Here is a 26,436-nt window from a genome sequence, read left to right on the forward strand (position 1 = left end):
CCAATACGCCGCTGAAGGCGATCGCGGGGCTTGGGACAGGAGCTAAGGCGCTGATTGGTCCCTGGGTTCACAAATATCCGCATTTCGCCTTTCCAAAGCCGCGCGCCGATTTCCATGGCGAAGCGATCGCCTGGTGGAACCGCTGGCTGCGCGGCAAAGAGAACGGTGCGGAAAACACGCCGCAGCTTCGCGCCTATATTCTCGATGCCGTGCGCCCTGCCACGCGCCGCGATGCCGATCCCGGTTTCTGGGTCGCCATGGACGCATGGCGCGCACCGGCAATGCAATTCTTCCGCGTCGGCTCGTCGGGCCGGATCGAGGAAGGTAAGGCCGAGCCGCAGGCATTGGTGCACGAGGTCCATCTGCGCTCGCCGCTCGATACCGGAACGGCATCGGGGGAATATTTCACGCTGAAACCGGATGCCGAAATGGCCATCGACCAGCGCGGGGACGATGCCGGTTCGCTCATATTCGAGACCCCGCCACTTGTCGAAGATCACGACTATCTCGGCGAGCCTATTGTTACTGTGGCGCTACGCTGTGAGGAGAAGACCGCAAATCTCTGCGTGCGGCTCGTCGACGTGCATGAGGACGGTACTGCGACACGCGTTTCCTTCGGCGTCCTCAATCTTGCTCATCGTGATAGCAATGCCGAGCCCAAACCCGTGAAGAGCGGAGAGCGGACGACGGTGCGCCTGCTGCTCGATGCTTGCGGCTATCGCTTTCGCGCCGGTCATCGCATTCGCGTTTCGCTTTCGACGGCCTATTGGCCAATGATCCTGCCGCCGCCGACTAATCCCGGCCTTGTCATCGATACGGCCTCAATCGAACTTGCCCTGCCGATACTTACCGATCATCGCCTCATCGCCGTGAACGAGCCGGATAATCCCGATCCACTGCCGAAATATATCGAACATGCGCCGGCGGAAACCAAAAGGCAGGTCATCAGGGAGCTTTCCGCCAATCGAACAGAATACCGCATTCACGAGGATACCGGCCTTTTCGAGCATCCCGACACCGGGCTCAGCACGCGCCAGCTGCGCGAAGAGATCTGGTCGATCGCGCCCGACGATCCATTGTTGATGACGGGCATCTCGACATGGACATGCGACATGCAACGCCCCGGCTGGTTCGTTCGCACAGTCGCGGTTTCGGCCATATCCTGCACGGCAAAGGATTGGGTGATCAGTGCCTCGGTCATCGCCTATGAAGGCGAGACGCGGATCTTCGAAAAGATTTTCGAGAAGAAGCGTATCCCCCGCGACCTGATGTAGATAGACGCGTGTGAAAGCTGCTCCAAGCGCATCCGATGTATCAGCCGGCGGCAACGGACGGTTACTCGCTCGAGCTGTTTTCCCTTCTTCTGAGGTGGAGAAAGACAATATCTAGGCTAAGTCGGGAAGGAGTTGCCTTGCGCGGTTCCTAAGGTGAGACCATCTTAGTGCAGGTTGAGCGCGGCTATTCGGCGGTCTGATCGATGAAGGTCATGACCGAGCCCATTCAGTGAGATCAAAGGCGGGCTCAAAGCGGATGCTCGTGTCTTCGAGCATGTCTTCCGGGGTGTTGGTCGCTTAGACATGCCCGCCACTACCAGAACTTGCCTTTCGCCAACTCCTGCGCGAACTTCTCATGCCGTGCATTTTTCAGAAGTGGCATTGGGATACCCTGGGAGGATTCAATGAACGATGATGACGAACTGATAGCCGAGATCGCGGCCCGAGCTGACCGGGCAATGGAGAAAGCGCCTCGGGAAATGGACCTGAAAGCTCTCTCCGTAGTTCTAGCCCAACGCTTCGGGCATCGGTCACCAGAGGAGATTGAAGAGCAGCTCGTCGCCGTTTGGCGCGCTCGTGGCCTCTATTGGCACACGTGAGAAAGATCCTTTCCTTCCTTGGCCTGCCTGTGGAGAAGTCGAACAACGTGGAAAGCTGGATCTCAGGCTTTCACACCGTCAAGTTGCCGTTTCTCTTCCGCGACTCAATCGGATCTGTCCTGCTCAGCTTGCAACCAACACAGGAGCAGGCAATGCCACACTACATGATTAGCTACGACCTCCGGAAAGTCCGGAACTATGAGGGTCTGATAAAGACACTTCGAACCATGAAGTGCATCTCGCCGCTGAAGTCGCTCTGGGTTGGCAGCCTTGTCGGACCTGCCAGCGCTATCCGACAAATCTTGGCCAACGAGATGGATTCTGACGACGGTCTTGTCATCGTTGAAATCAAGCCCGGATCAGACTGGGCGACAAAAGCGCCAAACGAACATGCAAGCACATGGTTTTCCAACAACATTACCAAGGCGGGATAGTTACAGCGCCCGCCAGATCCCCTCACCGGGTGGCTGATACGACTGGCATGCCGTGAGGAAAGCGGCAGCCACGCAAGAAACAGCTACAACGACCGCCAGGATGAGGAGCGCCCGCTTCCAGTTCGACATGACGCTCCCCTCCTCGATTACTGGCTGACTTTTTCGAATGTCAGGCGATAGACAGCGCCTGGTTCGAACTGCTCGATGCCGGCCGGGTTGGTGACGGTCATGGAAAGCTCACCCGAGGGCGTATACTTCGACCAGTCTTCATTGCCTTCCGGAAGGCCGCGAAGGTAGGCGCCGAAGGCAGCGGACATCTTCACTTCGACATTGACGTCGCCGGGATTGGTAGTGGCGCGATGGTTGATTTCCTTCGCGTAGAACATTGCCTGTACGCTCATGGCGTCTTCTCCTTGTTGGTCCGGATACCGCCTGACTCGGGAACGAAAAAACCCCGCCATTTCTGACGGGGTTGTCGAAGGAGCTGAAACCGCTTAGCGGATGTAGAGCTGGAACACAGACCGCGGGTAGTAGTAGCCGTCGCTGTGGCGACGATAACCCTTGCGGTAGTCCCTGTAACCACGATGACCGTTCCAGTAGCCGCGGCGGTCGCGCCCTTGTTCATAACGGTCCCGGCGGTCGTGACGATATTCGCGGCGGCGGTCGTCGCGGTGGTACTGCGCAAGTTCGACGCTCGAAGCGACCTGCGGATGCTGAGCCGCCATGGGGGCGGCTGAGGCCATGCCAAAGCTAGATGCTGCGATAACAGCAGCAACTACAGCAGTACCGATGCGAGAAAAACTATTCATGGTTACGCCTTTCCATTTCTAATGTGGGCGACCATGCTCTTACGGGGATGAACGTTATGTGAACTTGCCGTTCATGTTTACACCCGCCTCGGCGAACCGGGCGGGCTGGTTTTGGTTGCGGAGGGAGGATTCGAACCTCCGGCCTCCAGCTTATGAGGCTGGCGAGCTACCGGGCTGTTCTACTCCGACATGAGGTCGGCCGCCTCTTGCGCGAAAGTGCAACTTAAGCGATTATATCATGTCCTGACTTTTCTCGCGATGTAACCAGGAGGATGATTATGAGTGTCAAGGCTCTACTTGGATATGCGCTTGCTCTGGCGGTTTTCGTCTCACCGGTCGCGGTTCCCCGGGCGACGAGCGCTCAGGTTATCGTCGGCTCGGGCAGCAGCCTAAACCACGGACGAGGGATATCTTGCCCTCAGGGTGCGCGGCTGCTTCGTACTCGAGGCTTTCGCGGCGTCCGTCAAATTGATTGCCGCGGCAGATACTTTACCTATCGCGGAGTCCGCCGCGGCGTGCGCTACGAGATCGCAATCCGTCAAAGAGATGGGCGCATCGTCGACCAGCGGCGCACTAGCCAAGGGCGGTAACGCCTTCATGCGGCCACCACCAATGCGGGCTACGACAAAACCCGCCTCGGCGACGGGGCGTGCTGAGATCACGAACCGATGTTGCGATCAATTGAGCGCTTAGCGACAATTGGCACCTCGTCGATGTTCGCCAGCATGTGCCGTTTTATCAGAAACCGACGAAGGTTTTCCCGGATCGCTGACAAAGGGAAGATCCCTTGAGCCGCCATACGGCAGGCCTTTTCAAGCATCTCGAAGGTAGCATCTCGTTCGTTTTCCGGCCAGTCGTCAAGCATGTCGAAGGCATCTTCGAGGCTAGCGAGTTCCTGAATGTAGTGTCGTTTTTTCAGGAACAATGGAGCGCCAAACAGGGTGTTCGCCATCGCCATCTCCTTTCTCAAGCGCGTTTGACGGCGCAAAATTTAGGAGCAGACGTCGAGATTTCAAGGCGGTTTTAGGGCGCCAACATGAAAGGTGGGCCGCAGGGTTCCCGCTGGTCACGGGCCATCAAAGTAATGAACGGCCCTTTGGGCGCGCGCAACCAGTTCGGTTCCTTCTCCTTGCCAGGGGATTTGTTCTGGACATAGAACGTCAGGCCACCGTCGGCGTCCTTCACGCACTGCGGGAGCATCGGCGAGTTTAGCAGATAGCGGTTGATCGGATTGGCAACCAGCAGGCTCTGGGGAAGTTCGTACATCGTCAACGACTGGCTATGGGCTTTACCGTCTTATCCGCTCGCTGGGCCATGACTGCATGGTTGTAGCTCCGTCGTGGATCCCAAGGAGACCTGGCGACCGCGTGAAGACGAACCGCCGAGATGCGCTTGCGCTCGCCCGGCTATTGAGGGCCGGCGAGCTCACGGCGGTCTGGGTTCCCGACGAGGGTCACGAAGCTATGCGAGATCTCGTTCGCGCCCGCTCTGCCGCTGTCGAGACGTTGCGGGTTCATCGGCAACAGGTAAGTGCCTTCATGCTCAAGCACGGGCACGTCTATCCGCGCAAGAAAGGCTGGACGATGCGGTATCTGCGCTGGCTGCAAGAGCAGTGGTTCGATCATCCGGCGCATCAGATAGCACTGCAAGAGGCCGGGAAGTAACAGCGGATGCGATGTTGCATAAGGCTTGCCAAAGCCGCCCAGCGAAGGCGTTCTTGCTGCACGCTCAGAACGCGCTCATGGAGTTTCTTGTCTCGCGTCCCTAGCTCTACTGATCTGACCGCTTCGGATCGAAAAGAGCCTGCAGACGACACGTTGGTTGTACCCGAATGTCGTTTTGTTAACCCCTTGTCGCGCGACCTCACTCGCCTTTCATAGCCGCACGGATATTGTTCGCGAACGCCTTAATGGTGAATCCTGCCGGCAAAGAATCGATCAAGACTATGTCGGAGATCGCGCTCTTGATCCGGAGAGCGCGAAGGGCGGTGTAAGCCGCCGAGTTGTACCACTGGTCAGCCGCCTCCCGGGTCGGGAACTCCATCAGCACGACAGCGCCAGGCCAAGCGCCCTCGATTACGTCGCCTGGACCCTGCGCTAGCCATTTTCCGCCATAGGGAGCAACTGTTGCCTCAACTTGGTCGAGGTAGTTCAAGGCATCAATGTTCGGGACATCGCCCGGAATCCTCAGATGATTTACGAGGTAGGTTGGCATCGTGGTTCCTTATGGTTGTTGATTTCTACGAATTGCCAGGGCGCGTGCTAGCGCCTTGGCCTTGCTCGGTTTAAAGTCAATCTGATGCTGCCGTCAGCCGCCTGTTGAGTGTTGAAACCTCCTCAGGCCGACCTTCCGGGAGGCAAGACTTGCATCGCTCGTTACGTCGGGTATCAGAAGTCTCCCGTACTAGCTGGGTGAAATGCTCGGCAGGCGGACGACGAATGTCGCGCCGCCCGGCGGGTTCTGGCTGGCGGTTATCTTCCCGTTGTGCGCCTCGACGATTGATCTGCAGATGGCGAGACCCATTCCCATTCCGTGTTCCTTCGTCGTGTAAAAGGGCTTGAAGAATGCTTCGCCATCGCCGGAAAAGCCGGGTCCGTTGTCGCTGCACGAAATGACGACCTCATCGTGGTCAAGGCGCGCCGACACGCGGACGATCCGGCTGCTGAAATCGTCGTGGGAAAGCGCCTGTATTGCATTCATTATCAGATTGATGATGACCTGCTGAAGCTGAACGGGATCGCCGTTGATGTTGGGCAGATCATGCGCGATGTCGATATCAACCTCGACCTTGCTTCGACGGGCCGGAGCTTCGACATAGGACAGCGCCCCTGATAGGAGTTTGACGCAGTCTACCTTACCGAACGTCGATCCGCCCTTTTCGAAAAGTGTTCGGACACGCGCGATGATGTCACTTGCCCGTCGGGCATAGCCGACCATCCGTCTGGCGTTTGCCTTAGCCTTTTCGACATCCGGCTCATCGCGTTCGATCCAGCGTAGCAGCGCTCCGCCGCTGGCGACCAGAGCGCCGAGAGGTTGGTTAACCTCATGCGCGATCGAGGCCGTGAGTTCCCCGGCCATCGCGACACGGGCGACATGGGCGATCTCAGCCTCGCTCTGCTTGAGGCGTTCGGCGCTCTGGATCTCGGCGGTGACGTCCATGATCACGGCGGTGTAGGCGGCTCCCCCGGCGGAGGTGAGCTGTCCGAGCACCCGAATATGCTTGATCCTGCCGTCATCGAACGAAAGACGGAAAGTCGCCTCGATCTTCGCCCTGCGCTCGCGCAGTTCCGCGCGGAACCGCTCGAACTCCGAAAGGTCGTCTTCGTGAACACGCGATACCAGGAGGGACAGCGACGGTCGGGTTCCCGGATGATACTCGAGTATCCGGTAGGTTTCGTCCGACCAGAACAACCTTTCAGTGGAAATCTCGAAGCCGAAGGTGCCGATCTTGCTGAGTACCTGCCCGTTCGCGAGATAGGCCTCGCTCAGTTGCAGCGACGTCTCTGCCGCCTTTCTCTCCTCGATGTCGAAAATCGCTCCGTACCAGGCGGAGATAGCGCCGTTCTCGTCGTGTCGAGGCGTTCCGATGCTGAGGCACCAGCGGTATCCGATCTTGTCATTGCCGACGCGGGCTTCGTAGCTTCCCTCGGTGCCGCTGACGAGCATAGCGCGCCAGTAGGTCTCTATGCCCTCCCGGTCGTCGGGATGCACCCCGTTGCGCCAACCCCAACCTATGGCCTCAGCGAGGGTCAGGCCGCAGAAATCAAGCCATCGTTTGTTGGCGTAGTCGAGGAAGCCGTCAGGCCTCGCGCGCCAAATCATCGCGGGTACCTGGTCGAGCGTCTGCTCAAAATCGGCGGCCGTTTCCTCGCCGGCGATTTTCGAGACGATAACGCTATGAGCATCCATTCCGACAAGGAGGCGACCCTGGTGGACATTTGACGCTCTGAAGAGATGCGAACGAAATTCGCCGTTCCCAGCACGCACGCGCACGACCGCTTGGTCATCATCACCGGAGGGCAAGCCCGCGAGAACGGAAACCTCAGCCGGGTGCAGGAACGACTTCCAGCGGTCGCCGAGCAGGGAGGAGCCGTGCTCGCCCGTAACGCGTGCCCAGTGCCTGTTCAAGTAGATTGCATGCCCTTCGTGGTCCAAAATTATGGCCAGCGCAGGCAGTTCCTCCGCGATTTCGGATGGTTTGAACATCGGGCTAACTGTGCGACCGTTTGATGGCGGTTGCTGACAGATGCGGGTAACCCGTTGCTGGAGAGACCTCCTCAATCATAGCTGTCTTCCTCAACCAAAGCCGAAAACACTCTTCTCACTCCGTTCAACGGATGCTCCGTCAACAACTGTTCTCGGCATGTCCTACCTCGTTTTGGCGTCTCTTGGCGGAAACGCTTTGATTTTTGAACACCATCGCGCGACTCCGCCATTTGTGGGAGTCGTGCTATGTTAATAGTTGTAAATCGATGCATAGGGTTTGTGCGAAGTGATGAACTACGACCAGGGCGGCATCGTACATTTCGGGCCGTTCGAGCTGAACATCCATGAGAGAATCCTGACAAGAAACGCTGAAGACATTCGGCTCGGTTCTCGCGCCTTGGACATCTTGATTAGTCTGATCGAGCGGGCCGGGGAGGTTGTCAGCCGCCACGAACTCATGAAGCTCGTCTGGAGGGACGTAGTCGTCGAAGAGGCCAATTTGCGCACGCAGCTTTCGATCTTGCGAAGGGCTCTAGCGGACGGACAGGGCGGCAACAGGTATATCGTCAACGTCGCAGGACAAGGCTACTGTTTCGTAGCCCCTCTCATCCGAATGGCCAGGGCTGCGATCCCGTTGCCGGTTGCATCATCGCGGTCTGGCATGCGCCATGAACTTCCCGCGCCTCTTGAAACCCTCATCGGACGAGAAGAGACCGTCACCAGCGTCAGGCAGCGTCTCAAGGAGCGGCGCTTCGTCAGCATTGTAGGTGCCGGTGGGATCGGGAAGTCCAGCGTTGCGGTCGCCGTCGCCGACCAAATGAGGCAAGAATATGGGGAGGATCACGTCTTCTTTGTCGATCTCAGTTCGGTTGCCGACGAGGCGGACGTGCCGAGCGCGATAGCGTCGTCTCTCGGGTGCGCCGTTCAGGGACCGAACGCCGAACCGGCAATCCTCGCGTTTGTGTCCTCCAAGAATTGCCTGGTCGTACTCGACAGTTGCGAGCACTTGATTGTCGCGGTCGCGCAGATCGCCGACCGCATACACGCCTATGCGCCGACGGTCTACGTACTCGCCACCTCCCGGGAAGCCCTGCGGGCCGACGGCGAGACGATCTTTTTGCTGGGGCCGCTCGAGGTTCCGCCGGAAGGAAACCTCTCCAGACAAGAAGTCGTTCGTTTTCCTGCGGTTCAATTGTTCCTGGAACGTGCCAGTGCGAGTGGCCACAACAGCGAGCTAACGGATGACGAGATGTTTAAAGTCTCCGACATGTGCCGCCGTTTGGACGGTATCGCGCTTGCAGTTGAGCTTGCCGCAAGCCGTGTTGGCACCTTTGGTATCGGCGGGACGGCCGAGCTTCTAGCAAACGGTGCCGAACTTCATCTGCGGGGTCGGCGTAGCGCATTGCCCAGGCATCAGACCTTGCAGGCGATGCTTGACTGGAGCATCAACCTCCTTTCCGACGTCGAGAGGACGATGCTGTTCAGGTTGTCTGTCTTCGCGGGTCCGTTCAGCGTCGAGGCAGCGCACGGAGTAGCAGCCGAGCATGGATGGACCGTTGGTCAGACCAGCCTCGTAATCACCTCGCTGGTCGACAAGTCGCTGATTTTCGTGTCGCCCATCGGTGGCTACCTGTTTTACAGGTTGCTCGACACAACTCGCTCCTACGCCGGAAGCAAACTTGCGTCGCGGGAGGACGTCAACGTCATTTCACACAGACACGCAAACTATTTCAGGCATTTCCTGAAGTCGCTTTCCGTCGAAACTGCGATCCACGATGCCCGGACCATGTCGTCCTTCATCCCACATTTGGGAAACATCAGGAAAGCGCTTGCATGGTGCTTTTCCGATAGTGGGGACGCGCTTGTCGCCGTTGATCTTTCCGCCAGCGCCGCGGTTCTGTTGATGGACCTCTCGCAGTACGGCGAGTGTCAAAGGTGGTGTTCGCGGGCACTCGCTATCATCGAACCGAATGCAAAGGGCACGCCACTGGACTTGCGCCTGTCCGAAGCACTTGCCCGATCGGCGATGTACACACTGGGTAACCGCGACGAAACGAAGTTCCTGATCGAGGCGGCTCTGAACCTCGCGGAGCGGTTGGGCGACAACCGGCGGCAGTTGAACCTTTTGACCGACCTGAACATCTTCTTTACAAGACGGGGAGACGCGGGCGCGGCGGTCGATGCGGCCAACCGAGCGGCCGGCATCGCCCAGAAAATCGGAGTTGTGGAGGACGAGATCGCCGCCGAGCTCATGCTCGGAGTGGCGTGTCATCAGGCGGGCGACCAGGCGGGCGCTCTCAGGCACTGCCGGCATGGTTTTAAACTGGCTGCACAGGCCGCACCAATTCAACTCGACCTGCTCACGGAAGCGCGCGGGCGCTTCATGCTGGCCCGGTCGCTGTGGCTCGTCGGGTACCCAGACCAGTCCCTGCAGGTCGCTCGACAGACGATCAGGGAAATTTCCAGATACAGCCATCATGTGTCCTATTGCGTAGCCCTGACCTATTCCATCCCGGTTTTCTGTTGGTGCGGTAACTTCGGCGAAGCATCTGCCGCCGTTGAGATACTTCTGGCGCAGGCGGATAAATATTCGCTTCAGGCCTTCAAGACACTCGGGGCTGCCCTAAACGGCCAGATCATGGTGGAGACCGGGCGGAGCGAGCAAGGAATAGTGTTGCTGCGAGCCTCTCTTGAGGCGTTGAAAGCAGAGAACTACAACATCGTTTCCTCGTCGGTATCCTGCTTCCTCGCGAAGGGTCTGGCTGATCTCGGTCGTTTCGCGGAAGCCCGGACCATTGCTGAGGAAGCCCACCGGCTTGCCGACGCGATCGGCGAAATCGTTTGGCTTCCCGACATCTATCGGACACGAGCAGAAATCTTGCTCGCCCAGCCGGACCCTGACCTGGCGCAGGCCGAAGGCTTTTTGGTGCTGTCGATGGAGGAGGCCGTTCGACAGTCTGCCAACAGTTGGGAGTTGAGGTCGGCCATATCGCTTGCCAGGCTATGGCGATCCATGGGAAGAGAAAGCAAGGCCAAAGAATTGCTCGGTCGCGTCTACGCCAAATTCGAGGAGGGGTTCGATACATCTGACCTGATCGCGGCCCGACAGATACTTCTCAAGAACGGGCCTGCCCACTGAGTCGGCGGGAATTTTGCCGCCATCGACTTAGAACGGCATGCTGGTTAATCTCAACTTGAGAACAGAGCAGCATCGACGGGCTGCTGCCGTGGAATGCGCTAACCCGCTGACACCCACGTAAATTGTCGCGAAAGGCTAAACACTTTACGTAAGCGGCGTGCCGCCGCACCTTGACCCAAGTCATCGGTAAATCTGCTTATCGCCGCATGAGCTGCGCGGCAACACAGCGACGCAAGCTAACATTGCGCCCTCCACGAAGACCACTACTGTTTTGGCAGGAGACTGCTCAACGGAGGGTTCGATATGGATGAAGAAGTTTCGGATCGTGTGATTGAACAACGATTGCGAAATCGAGTGATCGACGCCGTTGAAGTTCTCGCTCGGGGAAACGAAGGGCTGGTTGAGGTCAATTAGAACGAGTTCTTTTTAGCGTTGTCGATCTCGATGCGACCGTCGGTGAAGTAGACACAGAGCCTTTCCCAGTATTTGGCGACGTAGGCGAGAGATTTGCCGAGCGGCGACTTGCCAGCGACGCGCGCACGATGATGGGTGAGCCAAGTCCGCATGTCTGCGATCGAAGGCGCGGACCGTGCTTGTCTTCCGGCCAATCGAGCTTTTGGGGAAAGACCACGCAGCTCGGCCTCGATGCGATGGAGTTCGCTGATCCGCTTTCCGCCTTCCTCGGCAATCGGAGCCGAGCCGGTGCGTGTGATCTCGATCAGCTTCTAGTGGATGGCGCAATGGGACGGTAATCCGGTTCGGAGCTCATCGTAGCTGCGTCCTGTTGCCAGGTCCCTTCTACTCGGCCGCAATCATACCAAGCCGGCTCGCCGATTGAATCGTCTCCAAATCATGTAGCCGGACGCTCGGGCAAACCTTCTTGGCGATCTCGGTCAGGTGCTGATGATGCGTCAGATAAATTACCTGCCCACGCCCGGCCATCTCGGTGAACAACCGGAAGGCCTCCTCGGCGCGGAAGTCATCGAAGGTTTCCATGATGTCGTCGGCGATGAACGGAATGGGTGCGCGATTGGCGACGAACTCGTGATATCCCGCCACCCGAAGCGCGAGATAGAGCTGGAACCGTGCGCCCTTGGACAGCTCGTCGGCGATCTTCGAACCGCCGTTCGCCGAGACCGCGATCAGGACTTCTCCATCCTTGCCGGGCTGGGCGGCGACACCCGTGTAGGCACCGCGACTGATGGTCCTGAACGCATCCGACGCCCTTGTCATCATCCCGCTTCGATGCCGATCTCTAAAGAGCTTCAACGCCTGCTCGGCGGCGGTAATCCCCACGCGAAGTTCGAGGTAGCGCCCGGCGCGTTCTTCGATCTCCAGCAAAATGGTGCGCCGCTGCTCCTCGATTTCCGCGACGACGGAATCGCCGCCTATGGCGTCGAGCGCTTTCTGCATGGTGGAGCGCTCGTGGAAGACGTCGTGACATTTTCTGTCCTGGTCTTCGAGGAGTGGCATCAGCAAAGCTAGCTGGCCCTCCAATTCTTCTCTATTCGCCGACGCGAGCCTCTCCTCGACGTCACCGATATCGTTCGCACCACTGATCTCGGTGAGTTCCTGCTCGACGTCAGAAATGGAAGTCCGCAGCGCCTGCCGCTTCGAGGAAAGCGCGATAAAGGTCTCGACCTCATCCAGCGTGGTACAGTCGAAGAACGCTGCCATCTTTCCTATTTGAAGATCGAGTACCTCCTTGGTGACAAGGTATTCGCGCTCTTCTTCTCGCTTCTTGTCGAGATCGCGTCCCAGCGTCTCCCGTTGCTCCCTGCCCCGCTCTGCAACCGTGATGCGGTCGGTGATCGTCCGCGTAAGCTTCGTAAGAGAAGCGGATTTCGGGATTTCCAGGCTGTCGCACAATTCGAACACTGAAGCTTCGAACAGAGCGCTATCCTTTTCCATCTTCTGGATTCGATCGACGAGGCTATCTTTGGCTTCGATTGCCGAAGCTAGTTTTTCGAGAACGTCGAGAATCCCGTTGACCGCATCTACGTCTGGGAGGATCGACGCCTCCCCTAACCAGCAACCGTTGCAAAGCTCGAACCATGTGGCGTCCCATTCCTGCGCGGCTTTCAACGCATCGGTCATCGCACGGGCACGCGCGGCGTTATCCTCCTTCAGTCGCACCAAACGGTCTGCCTGATCCATGGCGAGGTTGAAGGCATCGAGGCCCTCTTCGGCGGCTGCGAACAGCGTTGCCAGATCGACGCCGCCGCCGGCGGGCAGGCCCGTTGCCTTGATAGCCGCAAGCAACTGTTCCTTCGATTGCTGGGTCCTGTCGTGGATTTCCGCGACTTCCTGGTCGATGGCCGATAGATCGTCACGTGCCCTCAGAGCCACGGTCCTTTTGCGCAACCATTCTTCCAGTTCTGAGGGATCGACGCCAAAATCGGCACCAGACGAAATCGATGCCAACGCTGGGAACATCTCTGCCCGTAGCTCCGCGAGGGAACGCGCGGCCGCTTCAATGCGCTCGCGCGCTGTTTCGATATCGGAACCCGTGGATGCTCGGCTCATCATCAACTGCGCCAGCTTGCTGGCCTCTGAGAAATGCAGGAGCCGTTGCGAAACGAGGTGATCGTCCGCTCGCATGGCATGCTCAAAAGCGTCAGCCGATTGCGCGTCCATTGCCTGACGATGTGCAACCCATGCTTTTTCACGGGCGGCTCTGCTAGCCGCGACCGAAGGTTCGTCGATCTCCCCTGCCTGAGCGCGGAGGACTTGGATCTCCGCGTCCATCCGTCTGGCGTCCGGCTCAAGGCGCTCAAGTTCGGCGCGGATTGTCTTCGTCCGCTCCCGGCCGTCCTGGTATCGGCTCTTCCAATCGTTCAGCTTTGCGGCCGACGGTACGCTCATTGCCGCCAGGTCGGCCGGGCTGCCATCCCAGGGAACCAGCTGCGCAAGGCTTTCCGCCAATACGCGATCCGCGTTCTCGCGCCGCCGCATCAGGGAACGGAACGCGACCTCGTCGTCGGATTTCGGCAGAGCTTTAACCGTCGCCGCAAGGACTTCGAAAGCCCTGATCCGTGCAGGATCGCGAAACTCCTCGAAGAGCGTAATCCGGTTGCCCTCATCCTGAAGGGCGCGTTCCGAACGGATAAGCTCTTCCTCCGCGGAAGCGCGACGAGCTTCGACCCCGGACCTGGCGCTGATGAGGGATCTGAGTTTGCCGACGGTCGCCGCATCCAGACCGCGCAGGCGTTTTCTCGTCGGCTTTGCCTAGCTGCAGAAGGAGCGTTTCGACAGAGAGTTCAGCGACCCGGCCAGTGAGCTTCGGGATATCGACCTGCGCCGTCAGGTATCTGGGTTCGAATGTTTTCGTGAGATCGGCGACGCGGGCCGCGAGGCCAAGAGCGAGAGCGTCATCGGCGATCCCGTCAATCTCGTTCTCGATCTCCGCAATAGTACGGGCAACCTCGTCCAGCTTGACGCGGATTTCGATTTCACCCTTGCGGATTTCCGGGAGTTCGATCTTCCACGATTCCGGTGGATCGGACACCATCTCGAGGGCATCGAGCTGGCCTCGAAGCCCGGTAAGCCTGCGCATCGTCGGAAGCGCTCGTAGGACACGGTTGATCTCGTCAGCCTGGCGCTGGGTGTTCGCACGCTCGGTCAAAGCCTGATTGTAGAGACCGTCGAGGCGCTGCAGTTCAGCCAACCTCTTACGATACTCGGTGGCCTGGAGGTCGAGTTCTTCGCGTTTTTGCTTCAGCTCCGTCAACCGCAGCTTGAGCTCACTCAGTTGGCTGCTGCGTCCCCTAAACTTGTAGAAGCTGTCTGCATCCCCGCGGATCGTCAGGAGCTGGCGGCTGAGATCGGAAAGCCCGGCGCTGGCGGAGAAGAGCAGTTCGCCCAGGTCTCCCTTGCTTGCCAGAATGCTCTCACCACCTTTTTCGAGTGTGATGTCATCCAGCGAAAACATTGTCGAGAACGCGTCACGATCTATTCCGCCAAGGTCGGCCCGGATCTCCGTGTCGGCGAGGCTGCGCTCTTCACGATCGAGCAGACTGTTCTGCGGCCGCTTGATACGGACAAAGCCCCTGTCCTGACCTCCCACATGAACGTTCGCCCCCAAGCGCATGGTATTATAGGGGTGCTGGAATCCGTATTTGGTCGTATTGCCGATCCCGAAGATCAGATCGAGCATGGCATCGAGCGTGGTCGATTTCCCAGCCTCGTTCGGACCGTAGATGACGTGGAGGTCTGGAGATCCGACGGGACGCGATCCGAAATCGATGACGGCGTCCGTGAACTTGCCATAACGCGTTAGGTCGAGGCGGTTGATGCGCACGCTATTCTCCCTCGCCGCCGCGCAGACGCGCCAAGACCTGCGACGCACCGTCCTTGGCAAATTGCGCCAACAAGTTCTCGAAAGACGCCTCGTCCTTGCCGAAGATCTCACGAAGCTCGGCCGGGAGCTGCACCCGCAGTTCATGGGCGATCAAGCGTACCTCGTCGCGATATTCGGTCGAGCCGAGGATCTCGCTGTCGATAATCGCTGCAAGTTCGTCGAGCGCGCTCGGCCGCGCATCATCCCGTTTGGGCGCGACCGGCGACGTCACGACTTTCTCGATCCAGACGTTCCCGATCGTCGCACCGTGTGTCTCTAGTTCGGTTCGGAGAAGGTCGGCGTCTCGCCGGATGCGCCATGCGAGCTCTGTGGCTCCCGTTATTTCGACGCGTGCAACAAGATGGTCAGCGGACACTGCTGAAGAAACGCGTTCCAATGAGCCTTTAGCCTCGAGGACGACATTTTTCCAATCATTCGCTCGGGAGATATCGACGACCAGCCTCCCGAACTGTGCGACAGCGGTGTGGCGTTCTTCGATAACGACAGAGCGGTCATCCCGTATCGTAACGAGGGAGACGGACTTTGGACCGTCCTCGTTTATGTCGCGCCCTTGAGGGATGCCTGGCATAACAATCGCCGATGATGAGTCTTCGACTGCCGACCTCTTGTGAATATGGCCTAGTGCCCAGTATCGAAAACCCCTTTGGCGGAGGTCGGCGACGCTACATGGAGCGTACAGATCGTGTCCCGCCGAGCCGCCGAGACTGGTGTGCATTATGCCGATGTTTACAGTATCCGGAACAGGAACTGCGTAGTGTCGAAGGAGGCTTTCGGGCGCTTGCGGCTTGGCAAAGCTCAGTCCGTGTATCGCAACTGGGAACCGGCCGGGAGCTCGGTCTATCGCAATGGTTTCGGCCACGGAACCGAACACCTTGACGGAGTCCGGCATAACTAGCTCCGTCGTGATCTTGGAGAGCGCATCGTGGTTGCCGCGAATGATGAACGCCCTGATGCCGGCTTCATGCAAACGCGCAAGCTGCTCGGCTAGAAATCGGGCGGTCTTCATCGACGTCTGATCGCCATCGTAGAGATCGCCGGCGATGACCAACGCATCTACCTGTTCTTCAAGGCATAGATCGATGATGCGGACAAACGACCGTCGGGTCGCCAATCCGATCAGCTCGGAAAGCTCCGCGTTGCGCAGGGCTAGCGTCCGCAGCGGGGAGTCGAGATGAATGTCGGCGGTGTGAATGAATCGATAGACCAAAGCAGAGCCTCATCTGTTGGTCGATCTTCGTAGCCCTTACAATTTGCCCGCGCCAGCCTTTATTCTCGGTTTGTTCCGGCAATCCCCAAAAAAAGCTGGGTGCTGTGAGGAATGCTCGCAAGGGCTTTGCCATCTCGGGCCCTGACCTGCTCCATACCTTTTGTTCGAGACCTCTACGCGGGTGGCGCGTGAGCATCCTTCACGAGTTCGGCCTTAAGGCGTGCGGTTTCCAAACCGAGTTCGATGAATTGGCGAGCATGTCGGGCCAAAGCAACATTGTCGTCCCAAAGGTTTCGCCAGATCGCCGTCTTCAACGACAGATCTTTGTCAACGATGGCCGTTGAGAAGGATTCGAACGTGACGTAGTCGTCCCACCCGATGGCGACCAGAGCGTCGAAGATGGCGGCAAAATCGATGTTGCCCGTTCCGAGATAACCACGATGGCTTTCGCCGATGTGGACATAGCCGATCTTGTGGGCGGCATTGCGTATTGCCAGTCCGACGTCTGCTTCCTCGATATTCATGTGGAAGCTGTCTAGATGCAGGAAGACGTTCGGGGCACCTGTGTCCTTGATGTACGCTAGGCCTTGGGCTGCCGTATTGAGCATGTTGCTCTCGAAGCGGTTGACGATTTCGAGATTGAGAGTGACACCGGCTGCCTTCGCACGATCGGCAACCCGCGACAGCGTGGTAACACTCGTTTCCCATCCCTTGCGGGACAACGCATGCTCCTGCTTTCCATGCGAGGAACTCAGGATACCGGCGAGCTTTGTGCCACCTAGATCGCGAACCAACGCAACGGCTCTGTCGAGTATGGCCTCACCGTTGGCGACCACCGACGGATCATCACTGGAGATGTCACCATCGGTCGGAAGACCCATGCTCACCGCGACGTCGAGGCCCAGTTCCCTGATGCGGGACGCGAGCCATTTCACGTCGACCAGCTTTGGATCGAGATAGGAAAACTCCACCAGCTTAAAGCCAAGTTCATGCGATCTGGTAAGTGTACGCTCAAGCTCATCGCGAGACGAGCCAGCACTCCAGACGAACGAGTGGACGCCGATTTTGGACATGACACTGATATCCTGAATTTCATTGAAGCGAAGGCTCGCCGGGCCCGAAGGCGCCGGCGAGCTCCTGGGAGGAAACGTTAGCGGGCTGCGGTCCAGCCCTTGTAATCCTTGACGTTGTCAGCAGTGATCAGCTTCGGGTCGAGCAGGACGGTGTTCTCCGCCGGCTTCTTGCCGTTCAGAACATCGACAGCCATCTTGAGGGCGTCGCCGGCCATGACGTACGGGTCCTGGGAAGCCGAGGCCTTGATCATGGAATTGCCGCTTGCGAGCGACTTTTCGATATCTGGGGCACCGTCGACGGCAGTGATGAAGAACTCGTTGCGGTTCAGCTGCTTGGCGGCAAGCTCGGCACCGATGCCCGTCGGGTCATTGATGGCGAAGACGGCGTCGATCTTGTCGAAGCGCGTCAGCAGGCCCTGCATGACTGCGAGGCCGCCATCACGCGAGCCCTGACCGTTTTGGTCGTCCGACAGGAGCTTGATGTCCGGGCTCTTCGTGAGCACGTTCTTGCAACCCTGCACGCGGTCGAGGATCGAGGACGAAGCAGGGCCGTTGATGATCACGACGTCGCCCTTGCCCTTAAGCTGATCGACGATGTATTGGCACGCCTCTTCACCTGCCTTGATGTTGTTCGTCATGACCGTGACGTCAGCGCCCGGAGCCGAAACGTCGAAGGCGGCAACGATAACCCCTGCAGCCTGGGCCTTCTTGACGGCCGGAGCAATCGCCTTGGCGTCGACGGCGTTCAGCATGATGATGTCAACGCCTGCGGCGATGAAGCTGTCGATCTGCGAAACTTGCTTGTTGAGGTCGTAGTCGGCCGAAACCGAGGTGACCTGTACGTTCGGATTGATTTCCTTGGCGCGATCCTCGATGCCCTTGATGGTCGCAACGAAGAACGGATTGCCAAGCAGACCGACGGAAATGCCGATCTTCTCCAGGTCTTTGGCGGCTGCCGGCATTGCGATGGCTGCGGCCAGAGCGGTCGCTGCGAGCAGTTTCGAAATCACGCGCATATTTTCCTCCTTATGGCGCTTCCTGCGCCCCGTTATCCGGCAACCCCGGTTCCTCCAGTCGCACGTCAGGTGCGGCTAAGTCCTTTGAGCCTGTAGCGGTCGAGCGCTACGGCCACGATGATGACAAGTCCCTTGATGATGTACTGCCAAATGTCGGAAACGCCGACGAGGATGAGGCCGTTGGACAGCACCGCGATGATGAGTGCGCCGATCAGCGTGCCCCAGATCGAACCGACACYGCCGACGAAGCTGGTTCCGCCGAGAATGACGGCCGCGATCGCGTCGAGCTCGTAGGATTGACCAAGTTGCAGGCCGTTCGCGGCATACAGGCGGGCTGCGGACATCACGCCGCCAAGCCCCGAGAGCAGACCCGACATCGAGTAGACAAAGAGCAGCACCAGCGGGACCTTGATCCCGGTGAGACGTGCTGCCTCCACGTTTCCGCCGACAGCGTAGATCCAAGTCCCCAATACCGTGCGCTTCAGGATGAACCAGGAGATCAGGATCGTCGCCAGCGCAATGATAGCCAGCCACGGCACGCCGAGGAAACTGCCGTTTCCGATGAAGTCGAATGGCAGGTCGGGATTGAAAACCGTCGTGTCGCCGCCGAGAAGTCGGGCGATCCCGCGCATCGCGGTCAGCGAGCCGAGAGTAACGATAAAGGGTGGAAGCTTGAGCGCAGAGATGATCGTTCCGTTGACGACACCGCATGCAAGGCCCACGCCGATCGCAGCCGGAATGCCCAGCATGCCGACGTCCGGCCAAAGGGATACGATCACGCCAACCATGGCCGAGGCAGCAAGAATAGAGCCCACCGACAGATCGATGCCGCCCGTCAGGATCACGAAGGTCATCCCGGCAGCCAAAACCGTATTGATCGATGCCTGCTGCATGACGATCGACAGGTTGTTGACGCTTAGAAAGCGACCGCTCAACAGATGAAAGCCGATAGCCAGTATGACGAGCACAGGCAACATACCGAGCGCGGTGAGCGTCGATCTGAATCTTGCCTTGCCGGCGTTTGGCTGATCGGTTGATGTCGAGGTCATATCTTTATCCCGTCGTCTTTGTTGTCCGGCTTCAGGCGACTTTCGATGCCGACCCGGTGGAAAAGGCCATGATGGCTTCCTGGCTGATTGGCTGCTCGGGCGTCGCCGGAACTTCGCCCGCGATGCGCCCTTCGCGCATGACGAGGACGCGATCAGCGATGCCAATGATCTCCGGCAAGTCGCTTGAGATCACGACTATCGCGATGCCAGCCTGCGCGAGCTCGTCGATAATGCGGTAAATCTCTGACTTGGYACCCACATCGACGCCGCGGGTCGGCTCGTCGAAGATGATGACCTTGGGCTTCGTTTCGAGAAGACGCGCAATCAGTGCCTTCTGTTGGTTGCCACCTGACAGAGCGCCGACATTGATGCTTGCACTCGACGTGCGAATGGAAAGCGATTTGATCGCGCGGGCGGCACGCTCCTTGGCCGCGGCAAAGTTCAATATGCCGCCAGGACCGGCATCCTTGCCGATAACACCGATATTGATGTTCTCGTTGATCGTCATGTCGAGGAACAGGCCGAGGCCTTTACGATCCTCGGTAAGATAGGCGATCCCGGCGTCCATCGCGTCGCGAGGTCCGGCAATAGCCAGCTCTTTTCCCTCTAGCGACACCGTGCCGGTCGTTTTCGGGTCCGCCCCGAAAATAAGACGCGCGAGTTCCGTCCGACCGGACCCGACCAGGCCCGCGACGCCGAGGACCTCGCCTGCCCTTGCGTCGAACGAGCATCCGAGAACGCGGCGGCTATCACCAACATCTTTCACTGAAAGGACCGTCTTGGCCGGCTGCACAGGTGCACGGTGTTCTTTTTTGTAGAAAGTGGAGAGATCGCGACCGACCATCATCGAGACCAGTCGGTCGGCGGACAGTTCTTCCCGCTCGAGCGTGCCGACGTAGGCGCTATCGCGCAACACGCTGACGCGGTCTGCGAGCGCGTAGATCTCTTCCATTCTATGGCTGATGTAGATGATCGCTATGCCCCGCGCCTTAAGCCCCGCGATGACTTCGAAAAGGCGTTCCGTCTCCCTGGAGGTCAGCGAAGTCGTCGGCTCGTCCATGACGATGATCCTCGCGTTGGTGGTCAGGGCACGCGCGATCTCCACCATCTGACGTTCGCCCAACGAGAGCGTCGCCACGGGCTGTGACGGTCCGAAGTTAATGCCCAGCTGTTTGAGGATTGGCTCGACACGGGCGCGTGCCGCAGCCTTATCGACGACACCATAGCGCGACGGCTCGGCGCCCAGGAACATGTTCTGCGCAACCGTCAGGTTCGGCGCGAGCGACAGTTCCTGATAAATGACCGCGATGCCATTTGCCTTCGCCTTGATCGGATCGCCGGACACGATCGGCTTTCCGTCGACGAGGACAGCACCGCCAGGATCCGCAACATAGGCGCCGGACAGAACCTTCATCAGCGTCGACTTCCCGGCGCCGTTCTCACCCATCAAGGCATGGACTTCGCCGGGATAGACGGTCAGCGAGACGTTGGTAAGAGCCTTGGTGCTTGCGAACGCCTTGCTGATATTGCGCATCTCCAGGACGGGTGCCTGCGTTTCGGTGTTTGCCGCGCTCATGCGTGGAACTCCTTCCTTGGCTGGGTCGCCTCCGGCCCGTCGATCTCAGCTAGTGTTCGCCACGTGTCGCGGTATGCTTCAAGACCAAAGATTTGCGCCGGCGCTACCTGACTGGTCTCATTTGCGAACGGCTCTAGGCCCATCGTGTCGAAAACGAGAGCCGCGGCACCAAAGGCACTGCCTTCCGCCGTCGCGCTGGTGAAGATCGGCTGCGCGGGCCGCAGTTGGGCGAGTATTTCGGCAAACAACCCGGTCTTGACTAGGCCACCGTCTATGACGATCGCGTTATCGGACCGTATGAGATCGAGGGACAGACTGGTCATGAGAACGACGTATAGAAGCGCGGCGGCCGCCCTCTCCTCGCCTTCCACCTCCGGTCCCACGAACCGGCCTTCGAAGCCCTGCATCGGGCCGCCCAGCGCGAACGACGGCAATGCGAACACGCCTTTTGCGATTACCCGAGACAGTGCCTCAAGACTCACAGGCTTGTTCCAGCCGCCACTGGCGCGATCGTACTCTCTGCCGCCCATGAAACGGATCGTCGGCGCTGGCTTCCCATCGACCGTAACGTTCGCGAGCATATCCCTATCTTCGTCCAGCGCTTCGAGCGGGCATGCCGAATTGAAGATCACGACCCACGTCCCGGTCGACACGAGGGTGAAGTCCTGGAATCCAACCGAACGATAGTAGTAGAGGGCCGAATTGCTGTCGTGAACGCCATTGTGGACATTGACGGAGCGCGCCTCACCCGTTCCGTCCGTGAGGTTCCAATTGCCCAAAACAGCGCCTGCTTTTTCGAAAGCGGGCATCTTCTCACGCCAACCTCGACTATCGACCAGACTGCTGAAATCACCACGCAGCGGTGCCCAAAGGTGAGAGTGGCAGCCGATGTAAGATACCTCGGACACCTTGCGGCCAGAGAATTTCCACGACCAGAACTGGGGATAGGGAAGAACAGCATCGGCGCGGCTCAGCGCCTCGGGCTTGACGGCCTCCAGCCAAAGCATGTGCCGCCCGTAGTTGAAACCCAGCGGCAGCCTTGGAGAATATGTCTCGGAGTAAGCCGGGATCGACATGTCGACGCGATCCCCCAGCGACGCAGGAGGTTCCTGTTCATAGTCGAGGATCGGATGCACCAGGTGATCCTCCTCAACGAGCGCAAATGTGCAGCCATGACCGGAAAAGATGACGTGTCCGACCGAGTGGTCTTCAATCGCACGCGTCAGCGCGGTCTTCATCCAGCCGAACAGAGCGGCGTCGTCGAGCACGCGAAAACCTTCGTACTCGCCCCATGACGGCTTCGTTCGCGTCTCCGAAAGTAACGAGCCATCCGCTCCGAACACGAAGAGTTTCGAGTTGGTCTTGCCGAGATCGAAGACCGCGATCGCGTTTGGTGGCGTCATGGCTGACCTCCGACCGTCGCGATCATTATCGTAACCCCCGCATCCTCGAGCATCTTTGCTCCGACGTCCGACAGTCCGTCGTCGATGACGATCGTGCCGATACGGGAAAGCGGGAGAACGACATTGCGCGGTTGAATCGAGAGTTTGCGGCTATCTGCCAGAAGCACGATTTCGTCCGCACAACCGCTCAACTCCCCAATCGCCTTCGTCAACAACGGGTGCGATTCCAGAAGTCCCTCGCTGCTGATACCCTGAGTGCCAAGGAAGAACCGCGAGGCGAAGAAGTCGGGCGCGCCGGCGGACGCATCGTGGATAATTCCGGGCTCTCGATACAGCACCCCGCCGGCCAAGGTCAGATGGCAAGTCCCGTGCTCGCCGACATATGCGGCCAAAGGCATGGAGTTCGTGTAGAGGCGGACGTTGCGGCGAGCCAATTGCAGACCGAGTTGATAGCAGGTCGATCCCGCATGGACGATTATCGAGTCCCCGTCTCGCACCAGACCCGCGGCCATCTCAGCGATCGCACGCTTTGCATCAACAGCAATGTCGCGGTTTTCGTCATATGGCCGAGCAGAAAGGCGCGCGGTGGTCGATGACTCGTTAGCGGATATCCCACCGTAGACCTTTCGAGCAATTCCGATGTCGTGAAGCTTATCGATATCTCTTCGGATTGTCGCAGGGGAAACGCCAAGCCGCTTCTGCAGGTCACGCACGGACGCGAAGGGCCGCTCGCGAAGCATTTCTGCGATCAGGCGATGGCGATCGGAATCGTTCAAGACAGTCCTCCACTGACGCTTCTCCCTGAGCGCTTATGACGAACTATAATCACATCATGTATAGGATCGCAACACGAGAGACGCAAAATCTTCATCGTTGACGATCTGCAATCACATTTATAGGATCGCGCAAAAGTCCGCTCATGAGCCAGCCGAACCGGAAGGCGAGTATCAACGCAGCAGGAGGGAAGATGATATGACCCAACCGGACCCCAGGAATACGGCGCTATTCAAGAGTTTTCTCGGGCTTTCCAGCCAGATTGGCAGCGACATCCTCAAGACGCAGGGCGCGGGCGGCAATACGTCGATCAAGAGCGACGGCGTGATGTGGGTGAAGGCATCGGGCACGTGGCTTTCCAAGGCGGATATTGAAGACATCATGGTCCCAGTTGTCGTCGATCCGCTGGTTGCAGCGCTTCGCAATGGCGACGTACGGGCCGAGAAGTCCACCGATTTCGTTGTTTCCGAACTGAATTCCAGCGGCCTTCGGCCATCGATCGAAACCAGTTTTCACGCGGCACTCAAAAGTCCGGTGGTCGCGCACTATCATTGCGTGAACGCAATTGCTCTGGCCGTTCTTGAAGACCGCGAGGCTATGCTGGCTGAATGCATGAGTGCCGTCTCCGATCTCAGATGGGTCACGGTTCCATACAGGCGTCCAGGAACTCCACTCGCCAGGGAGATTGAGAAAGCAGCCGCATCGATGCCGGACGTCCTCATCCTGTTCAATCACGGGATCATCGTTTGCGGTGACACGGTTGAGGAAGTCGCCGGTCGTATCCAGCGTGTCTCGAAGGCCCTTTCACGCGAAACCCGTAACAGCGGTCCGGCCGACGTCGATGCGCTGGAGCGGATTGCGAAGAATTCCGGCTATCATCCGGCGCGCGACAGTGAAAGCCACGCCGTCGCGCTTTCGAATGTCAATCGAGGAATTGCACTTGGCGGCTCGCTTTATCCGGACCACGTCATTTTCCTTGGAACGAAGATAGGCGTGCTTTCAGAGGGGCAAAGCGCGGCCGACCTCGAGGCCGCATCTCACCGCGAAGGTCGTGAAGCTCCGAAAATGCTGATCGTCCCGGACAAGGGAGTACTCTTGTCCAGCACCCTCACTGCAGGTGGCGAGGTTATGGCCCGTTGCCTCTCGGAGGTGGTGGGCCGCATCCCTGAAGAGGCGTCGGTCGTGTATCTTTCGAACGACGACGAATATGAATTGACGCACTGGGAAGCGGAGCAATATCGACAAGCGCTCGACCGAGGCTCCGAAAGGCGGAACGCGTGAGCGCCAAAAATAGCCAACCAGTTGCACTCGGAATCGATATCGGCACGTCCGGCGCTCGTGCCACGGCGGTCGACCGCGCGGGCAACCCGTTGGGCTTCGCCACGGCACCGTTCGTGTCGCCGGACGAGATGCGGCAACCCGCCTGCTGGTGGGACAGGGTCAAGGAGGCGATAGAGCGTCTCGCCGAAGCAACCGACTTCAACTCGATTGAAGGCGTTGCTGTTGATGGCACGTCCGGGACGGTTCTATCGCTAGATCGTGCCGGCGAGCCGACAGGTCAGGTCCTCATGTACAATGATCCCTGCCCTGATGCTGCAATCATCGAAAGCATAGCAAGTGAGGCTCCGGCGACCAGCACGGCAGTCGGCGCGAATTCGGGCCTTGCCCGAGCCATCTATTTGTCGCGCCAGGACCGTGTTCATGCCATCGTACATCAGGCCGACTGGATCCTGATGAAATTGGGTTGCCCAGGGCGGGTCAGTGACGAAAACAACGCACTCAAGACCGGTTTCGATCTGGGAACGGAACGCTGGCCGGATTGGATCGAAGCCGCGGGAATGGACGTATCCAAGCTGCCCATGGTCTATCGTGCGGGCCAAAAGGTCGCTCCGGTCGAGGGATACCTGCTGGAACTGGGTCTGGCCAAATCCGCTTGGTTCCATGCGGGAACGACCGACGGCTGCGCTTCGTTTCTTGCTACGGGAGCATCGGCCATTGGCGACGCGGTAACCGCCCTCGGATCCACGATTGTGCTCAAGCTTGCATCGGACGGTCCGATCAGCGCGCCCGAATATGGCATATACTCGCACCGTGTCGGGCGGTTTTGGCTTGTTGGCGGCGCTTCGAACAGCGGTGGAAACGTCGTGCGCGCCCTACTCGGCGATGACCGTCTGGACGAACTCACCCGAAAAATCGACCCGGACCGCAAACTGGATCTGAATTACTATCCGCTGCTGCGACCCGGCGAGCGTTTTCCGATCAACGATCCTCATTACCCGCCCCGGCTCACGCCGCGTCCCGCCGAGGATCACGCATACTTTCAGGCAATCCTTGAAGGCATGACCGAGATCGAGAGGTTGGGTTATCAGCGGTTAAGCGAGTTGGGAGCGCCAGCAGTGACAAGCCTTCGAACGGTTGGGGGCGGAGCGCGAAATCCCGTTTGGACCGCCATGAGGGCACGGGCTATGGGGGTGGACACTTTGGCTGCGAAATCGGTCGAGGCAGCCGTCGGTACAGCTGCGCTGGTGCTTTCCCGATTGGATGGCGGAAATGCCTGAACTAACGCCGATCACTCTACCTCAACTGGCGCGGGCATATGACGTTTTCTTCGTCGACCAGTTCGGGGTGCTGAGGGACGACGCCGGTCCCTATGAGGGTGCAATCGCTGCCCTGTCCAAGCTCGCATCGGCGCGCCGGAAGGTCGTTATCCTATCCAATTCAGGCAGAAGCGGTGAGTACAATTCCGAGCGGCTCGTTAACCTCGGTTTTGCTTCAGGAAGCTTCGATTTCTTTGTCACATCGGGAGACGTGGCATTCGATATCCTCTCTCGACGTGAAAACGCCATCCGGAAAAAGGCTCGATGCTTGACGATATCCAGCGGTGGAGACACCAATCTCGCCGATCGGCTTGGGCTCATCTCCACACAAGACGCCGCCGGCGCCGAAATTGTCATCATCTCCGGCAGCGAAGCCGAACGAATACCGATGGATGACTACCGCGAAATGCTGCGTCCGGCGGCCGAGAACGGAGTCCCCTGTTACTGTACCAATCCCGACATCCATAAATTGAGCAACGGCTCCATCGCGCCGGGCGCAGGCACCATCGCCAAGCTCTACGAGGGGATGGGCGGTCACGTCACCTGGCTCGGAAAACCGTATCCCGAAATCTACGAACACGCATTGAAGCTCGTTGGTGTCACCGACCGTCGTCGCGTCGTCTGCATCGGCGATAGCATCGATCACGATATTCTTGGCGCGAAGTCGGCTGGGTTGGATTCCGTGCTGGTGCGTACCGGCATTCTTGCTGACGTCAGCGATGAGAAGATAGAAAAACTCTGCGAAAATGCGCGTGCCTACCCCAGGAATATCCTCCAGCATTTTGCATTTTAGTCCCGGACTTTGGCGCTGGATTTGCGGTCTTGGAAGGATTGGCGTAGTCCCGAAGGCCGCCGCCAGTCTCGCTAGCAATTTGCTTCGCCGGGCGTCAACGCGGAGGGGTTGCGTTTCGGCGCAACGA

21 protein-coding genes, 1 tRNA gene and 4 pseudogenes are annotated in these 26,436 nt (G+C 58.8%); 9 read left to right on the plus strand and 17 right to left on the minus strand.

What is annotated here, in order from left to right:
- From AC1DM5_RS31525 to AC1DM5_RS31535, 3 genes are all read left to right on the plus strand, one after another.
- The coding region (locus tag AC1DM5_RS31525) for a CocE/NonD family hydrolase (protein WP_477976556.1) at positions 1-1,274 on the plus strand (1,274 nt) is incomplete at its 5' end.
- Positions 1,275-1,678: 404 nt separating this feature from the next.
- The gene (locus AC1DM5_RS31530) at positions 1,679-1,873 is read left to right on the plus strand and encodes a hypothetical protein (protein WP_477822705.1); all 195 of its coding nucleotides are present in this window, start codon (positions 1,679-1,681) and stop codon (positions 1,871-1,873) included.
- A 47-nt stretch (positions 1,874-1,920) separates the two neighbouring features.
- Positions 1,921-2,307, plus strand: a complete 387-nt coding sequence (locus AC1DM5_RS31535; RefSeq protein ID WP_477822706.1) for a hypothetical protein — start codon at positions 1,921-1,923, stop codon at positions 2,305-2,307.
- Between the two features lie 146 nt (positions 2,308-2,453).
- On the opposite strand, the gene AC1DM5_RS31540 is transcribed toward AC1DM5_RS31535, so the two are convergent.
- The 5 genes and pseudogenes from AC1DM5_RS31540 to AC1DM5_RS31560 all read right to left on the minus strand — a co-directional run.
- Positions 2,454-2,708 carry a hypothetical protein gene (locus AC1DM5_RS31540; RefSeq protein ID WP_477822707.1) on the minus strand — a complete coding sequence of 85 codons (255 nt, stop codon included), beginning with the start codon at positions 2,706-2,708 and terminating at the stop codon, positions 2,454-2,456.
- A gap of 93 nt (positions 2,709-2,801) precedes the next feature.
- Entirely contained in the window at positions 2,802-3,116 is a 315-nt protein-coding gene (locus AC1DM5_RS31545; protein ID WP_477976558.1) for a hypothetical protein, read from the minus strand.
- A 112-nt stretch (positions 3,117-3,228) separates the two neighbouring features.
- A tRNA-Met gene (locus AC1DM5_RS31550) sits at positions 3,229-3,306 on the minus strand.
- Positions 3,307-3,774: 468 nt separating this feature from the next.
- Positions 3,775-4,068, minus strand: coding sequence for a DUF982 domain-containing protein (locus AC1DM5_RS31555; RefSeq protein WP_477822709.1), 294 nt, complete (start codon positions 4,066-4,068; stop codon positions 3,775-3,777).
- Positions 4,069-4,190: 122 nt separating this feature from the next.
- Positions 4,191-4,391 (minus strand): annotated as a pseudogene (locus tag AC1DM5_RS31560) (DUF1214 domain-containing protein); the annotation flags it as partial.
- On the opposite strand from AC1DM5_RS31560, the pseudogene AC1DM5_RS31565 reads away from it, so the two are divergent.
- Both AC1DM5_RS31565 and AC1DM5_RS31570 read left to right on the plus strand, forming a co-directional pair.
- Positions 4,391-4,768 (plus strand): annotated as a pseudogene (locus AC1DM5_RS31565) (IS110 family transposase); the annotation flags it as partial. The pseudogenes AC1DM5_RS31560 and AC1DM5_RS31565 sit on opposite strands and share 1 nt — an antisense overlap.
- Positions 4,762-4,884, plus strand: a pseudogene (locus AC1DM5_RS31570) (ornithine carbamoyltransferase); the annotation flags it as partial. The pseudogenes AC1DM5_RS31565 and AC1DM5_RS31570, both read left to right, overlap by 7 nt.
- A gap of 95 nt (positions 4,885-4,979) precedes the next feature.
- Here the strand turns inward: AC1DM5_RS31570 and AC1DM5_RS31575 are convergent.
- Positions 4,980-5,330: a DUF1330 domain-containing protein gene (locus AC1DM5_RS31575; RefSeq protein WP_477822710.1), complete on the minus strand. Its 351-nt coding sequence runs from the start codon at positions 5,328-5,330 to the stop codon at positions 4,980-4,982.
- Between the two features lie 189 nt (positions 5,331-5,519).
- A complete protein-coding gene (locus AC1DM5_RS31580) occupies positions 5,520-7,244 on the minus strand; it encodes a PAS domain-containing sensor histidine kinase (protein WP_477822711.1) in 1,725 nt (574 codons plus the stop codon).
- Positions 7,245-7,611: 367 nt separating this feature from the next.
- Between AC1DM5_RS31580 and AC1DM5_RS31585 the strand changes: the two genes are divergently transcribed.
- Positions 7,612-10,461 (plus strand): ATP-binding protein, encoded by a 2,850-nt coding sequence (locus AC1DM5_RS31585; protein WP_477822712.1) that lies wholly within the window; start codon positions 7,612-7,614, stop codon positions 10,459-10,461.
- Between the two features lie 431 nt (positions 10,462-10,892).
- On the opposite strand, the pseudogene AC1DM5_RS31590 reads toward AC1DM5_RS31585, so the two are convergent.
- The 10 genes and pseudogenes from AC1DM5_RS31590 to AC1DM5_RS31635 form a co-directional block, all read right to left on the minus strand.
- Positions 10,893-11,186 (minus strand): annotated as a pseudogene (locus AC1DM5_RS31590) (IS66 family transposase); the annotation flags it as partial.
- A 73-nt stretch (positions 11,187-11,259) separates the two neighbouring features.
- The gene (locus AC1DM5_RS31595; RefSeq protein WP_477976560.1) at positions 11,260-13,386 is read right to left on the minus strand and encodes an ATP-binding protein; all 2,127 of its coding nucleotides are present in this window, start codon (positions 13,384-13,386) and stop codon (positions 11,260-11,262) included.
- 154 nt (positions 13,387-13,540) lie between these two features.
- Positions 13,541-14,761 carry an ATP-binding protein gene (locus AC1DM5_RS31600; RefSeq protein ID WP_477822714.1) on the minus strand — a complete coding sequence of 407 codons (1,221 nt, stop codon included), beginning with the start codon at positions 14,759-14,761 and terminating at the stop codon, positions 13,541-13,543.
- A 1-nt stretch (position 14,762) separates the two neighbouring features.
- Entirely contained in the window at positions 14,763-16,028 is a 1,266-nt protein-coding gene (locus tag AC1DM5_RS31605; protein ID WP_477822715.1) for a metallophosphoesterase family protein, read from the minus strand.
- A gap of 173 nt (positions 16,029-16,201) precedes the next feature.
- Positions 16,202-17,101 (minus strand): sugar phosphate isomerase/epimerase family protein, encoded by a 900-nt coding sequence (locus AC1DM5_RS31610; protein ID WP_477822716.1) that lies wholly within the window; start codon positions 17,099-17,101, stop codon positions 16,202-16,204.
- A gap of 77 nt (positions 17,102-17,178) precedes the next feature.
- Positions 17,179-18,117, minus strand: coding sequence for an ABC transporter substrate-binding protein (locus tag AC1DM5_RS31615; RefSeq protein WP_477822717.1), 939 nt, complete (start codon positions 18,115-18,117; stop codon positions 17,179-17,181).
- A gap of 65 nt (positions 18,118-18,182) precedes the next feature.
- Entirely contained in the window at positions 18,183-19,166 is a 984-nt protein-coding gene (locus AC1DM5_RS31620) for an ABC transporter permease subunit (protein ID WP_477976562.1), read from the minus strand.
- A gap of 31 nt (positions 19,167-19,197) precedes the next feature.
- Entirely contained in the window at positions 19,198-20,742 is a 1,545-nt protein-coding gene (locus AC1DM5_RS31625) for a sugar ABC transporter ATP-binding protein (protein ID WP_477976564.1), read from the minus strand.
- Positions 20,739-22,145, minus strand: coding sequence for an FGGY-family carbohydrate kinase (locus AC1DM5_RS31630; RefSeq protein WP_477822719.1), 1,407 nt, complete (start codon positions 22,143-22,145; stop codon positions 20,739-20,741). The genes AC1DM5_RS31625 and AC1DM5_RS31630 overlap by 4 nt, the downstream gene beginning before the upstream one ends.
- Positions 22,142-22,921, minus strand: a complete 780-nt coding sequence (locus AC1DM5_RS31635) for a DeoR/GlpR family DNA-binding transcription regulator (RefSeq protein ID WP_113322346.1) — start codon at positions 22,919-22,921, stop codon at positions 22,142-22,144. Before AC1DM5_RS31635 ends, AC1DM5_RS31630 begins: the two co-directional genes overlap by 4 nt.
- A 97-nt stretch (positions 22,922-23,018) precedes the next feature.
- Here AC1DM5_RS31635 and AC1DM5_RS31640 point away from each other — a divergent pair, with 97 nt between their 5' ends.
- Genes AC1DM5_RS31640 through AC1DM5_RS31650 form a run of 3 tightly spaced genes read left to right on the plus strand, consistent with a single transcriptional unit; the run spans position 23,019 to position 26,309 of the window.
- Entirely contained in the window at positions 23,019-24,200 is a 1,182-nt protein-coding gene (locus AC1DM5_RS31640) for a class II aldolase/adducin family protein (RefSeq protein WP_477822720.1), read from the plus strand.
- Positions 24,197-25,477: an FGGY-family carbohydrate kinase gene (locus AC1DM5_RS31645; RefSeq protein ID WP_477976566.1), complete on the plus strand. Its 1,281-nt coding sequence runs from the start codon at positions 24,197-24,199 to the stop codon at positions 25,475-25,477. The genes AC1DM5_RS31640 and AC1DM5_RS31645 overlap by 4 nt, the downstream gene beginning before the upstream one ends.
- The gene (locus AC1DM5_RS31650) at positions 25,461-26,309 is read left to right on the plus strand and encodes a TIGR01459 family HAD-type hydrolase (protein ID WP_477822722.1); all 849 of its coding nucleotides are present in this window, start codon (positions 25,461-25,463) and stop codon (positions 26,307-26,309) included. The genes AC1DM5_RS31645 and AC1DM5_RS31650 overlap by 17 nt, the downstream gene beginning before the upstream one ends.
- Positions 26,310-26,436: the final 127 nt, after the last annotated feature.

The sequence above is a fragment of the Rhizobium sp. 01T437 genome (assembly GCF_056398505.1).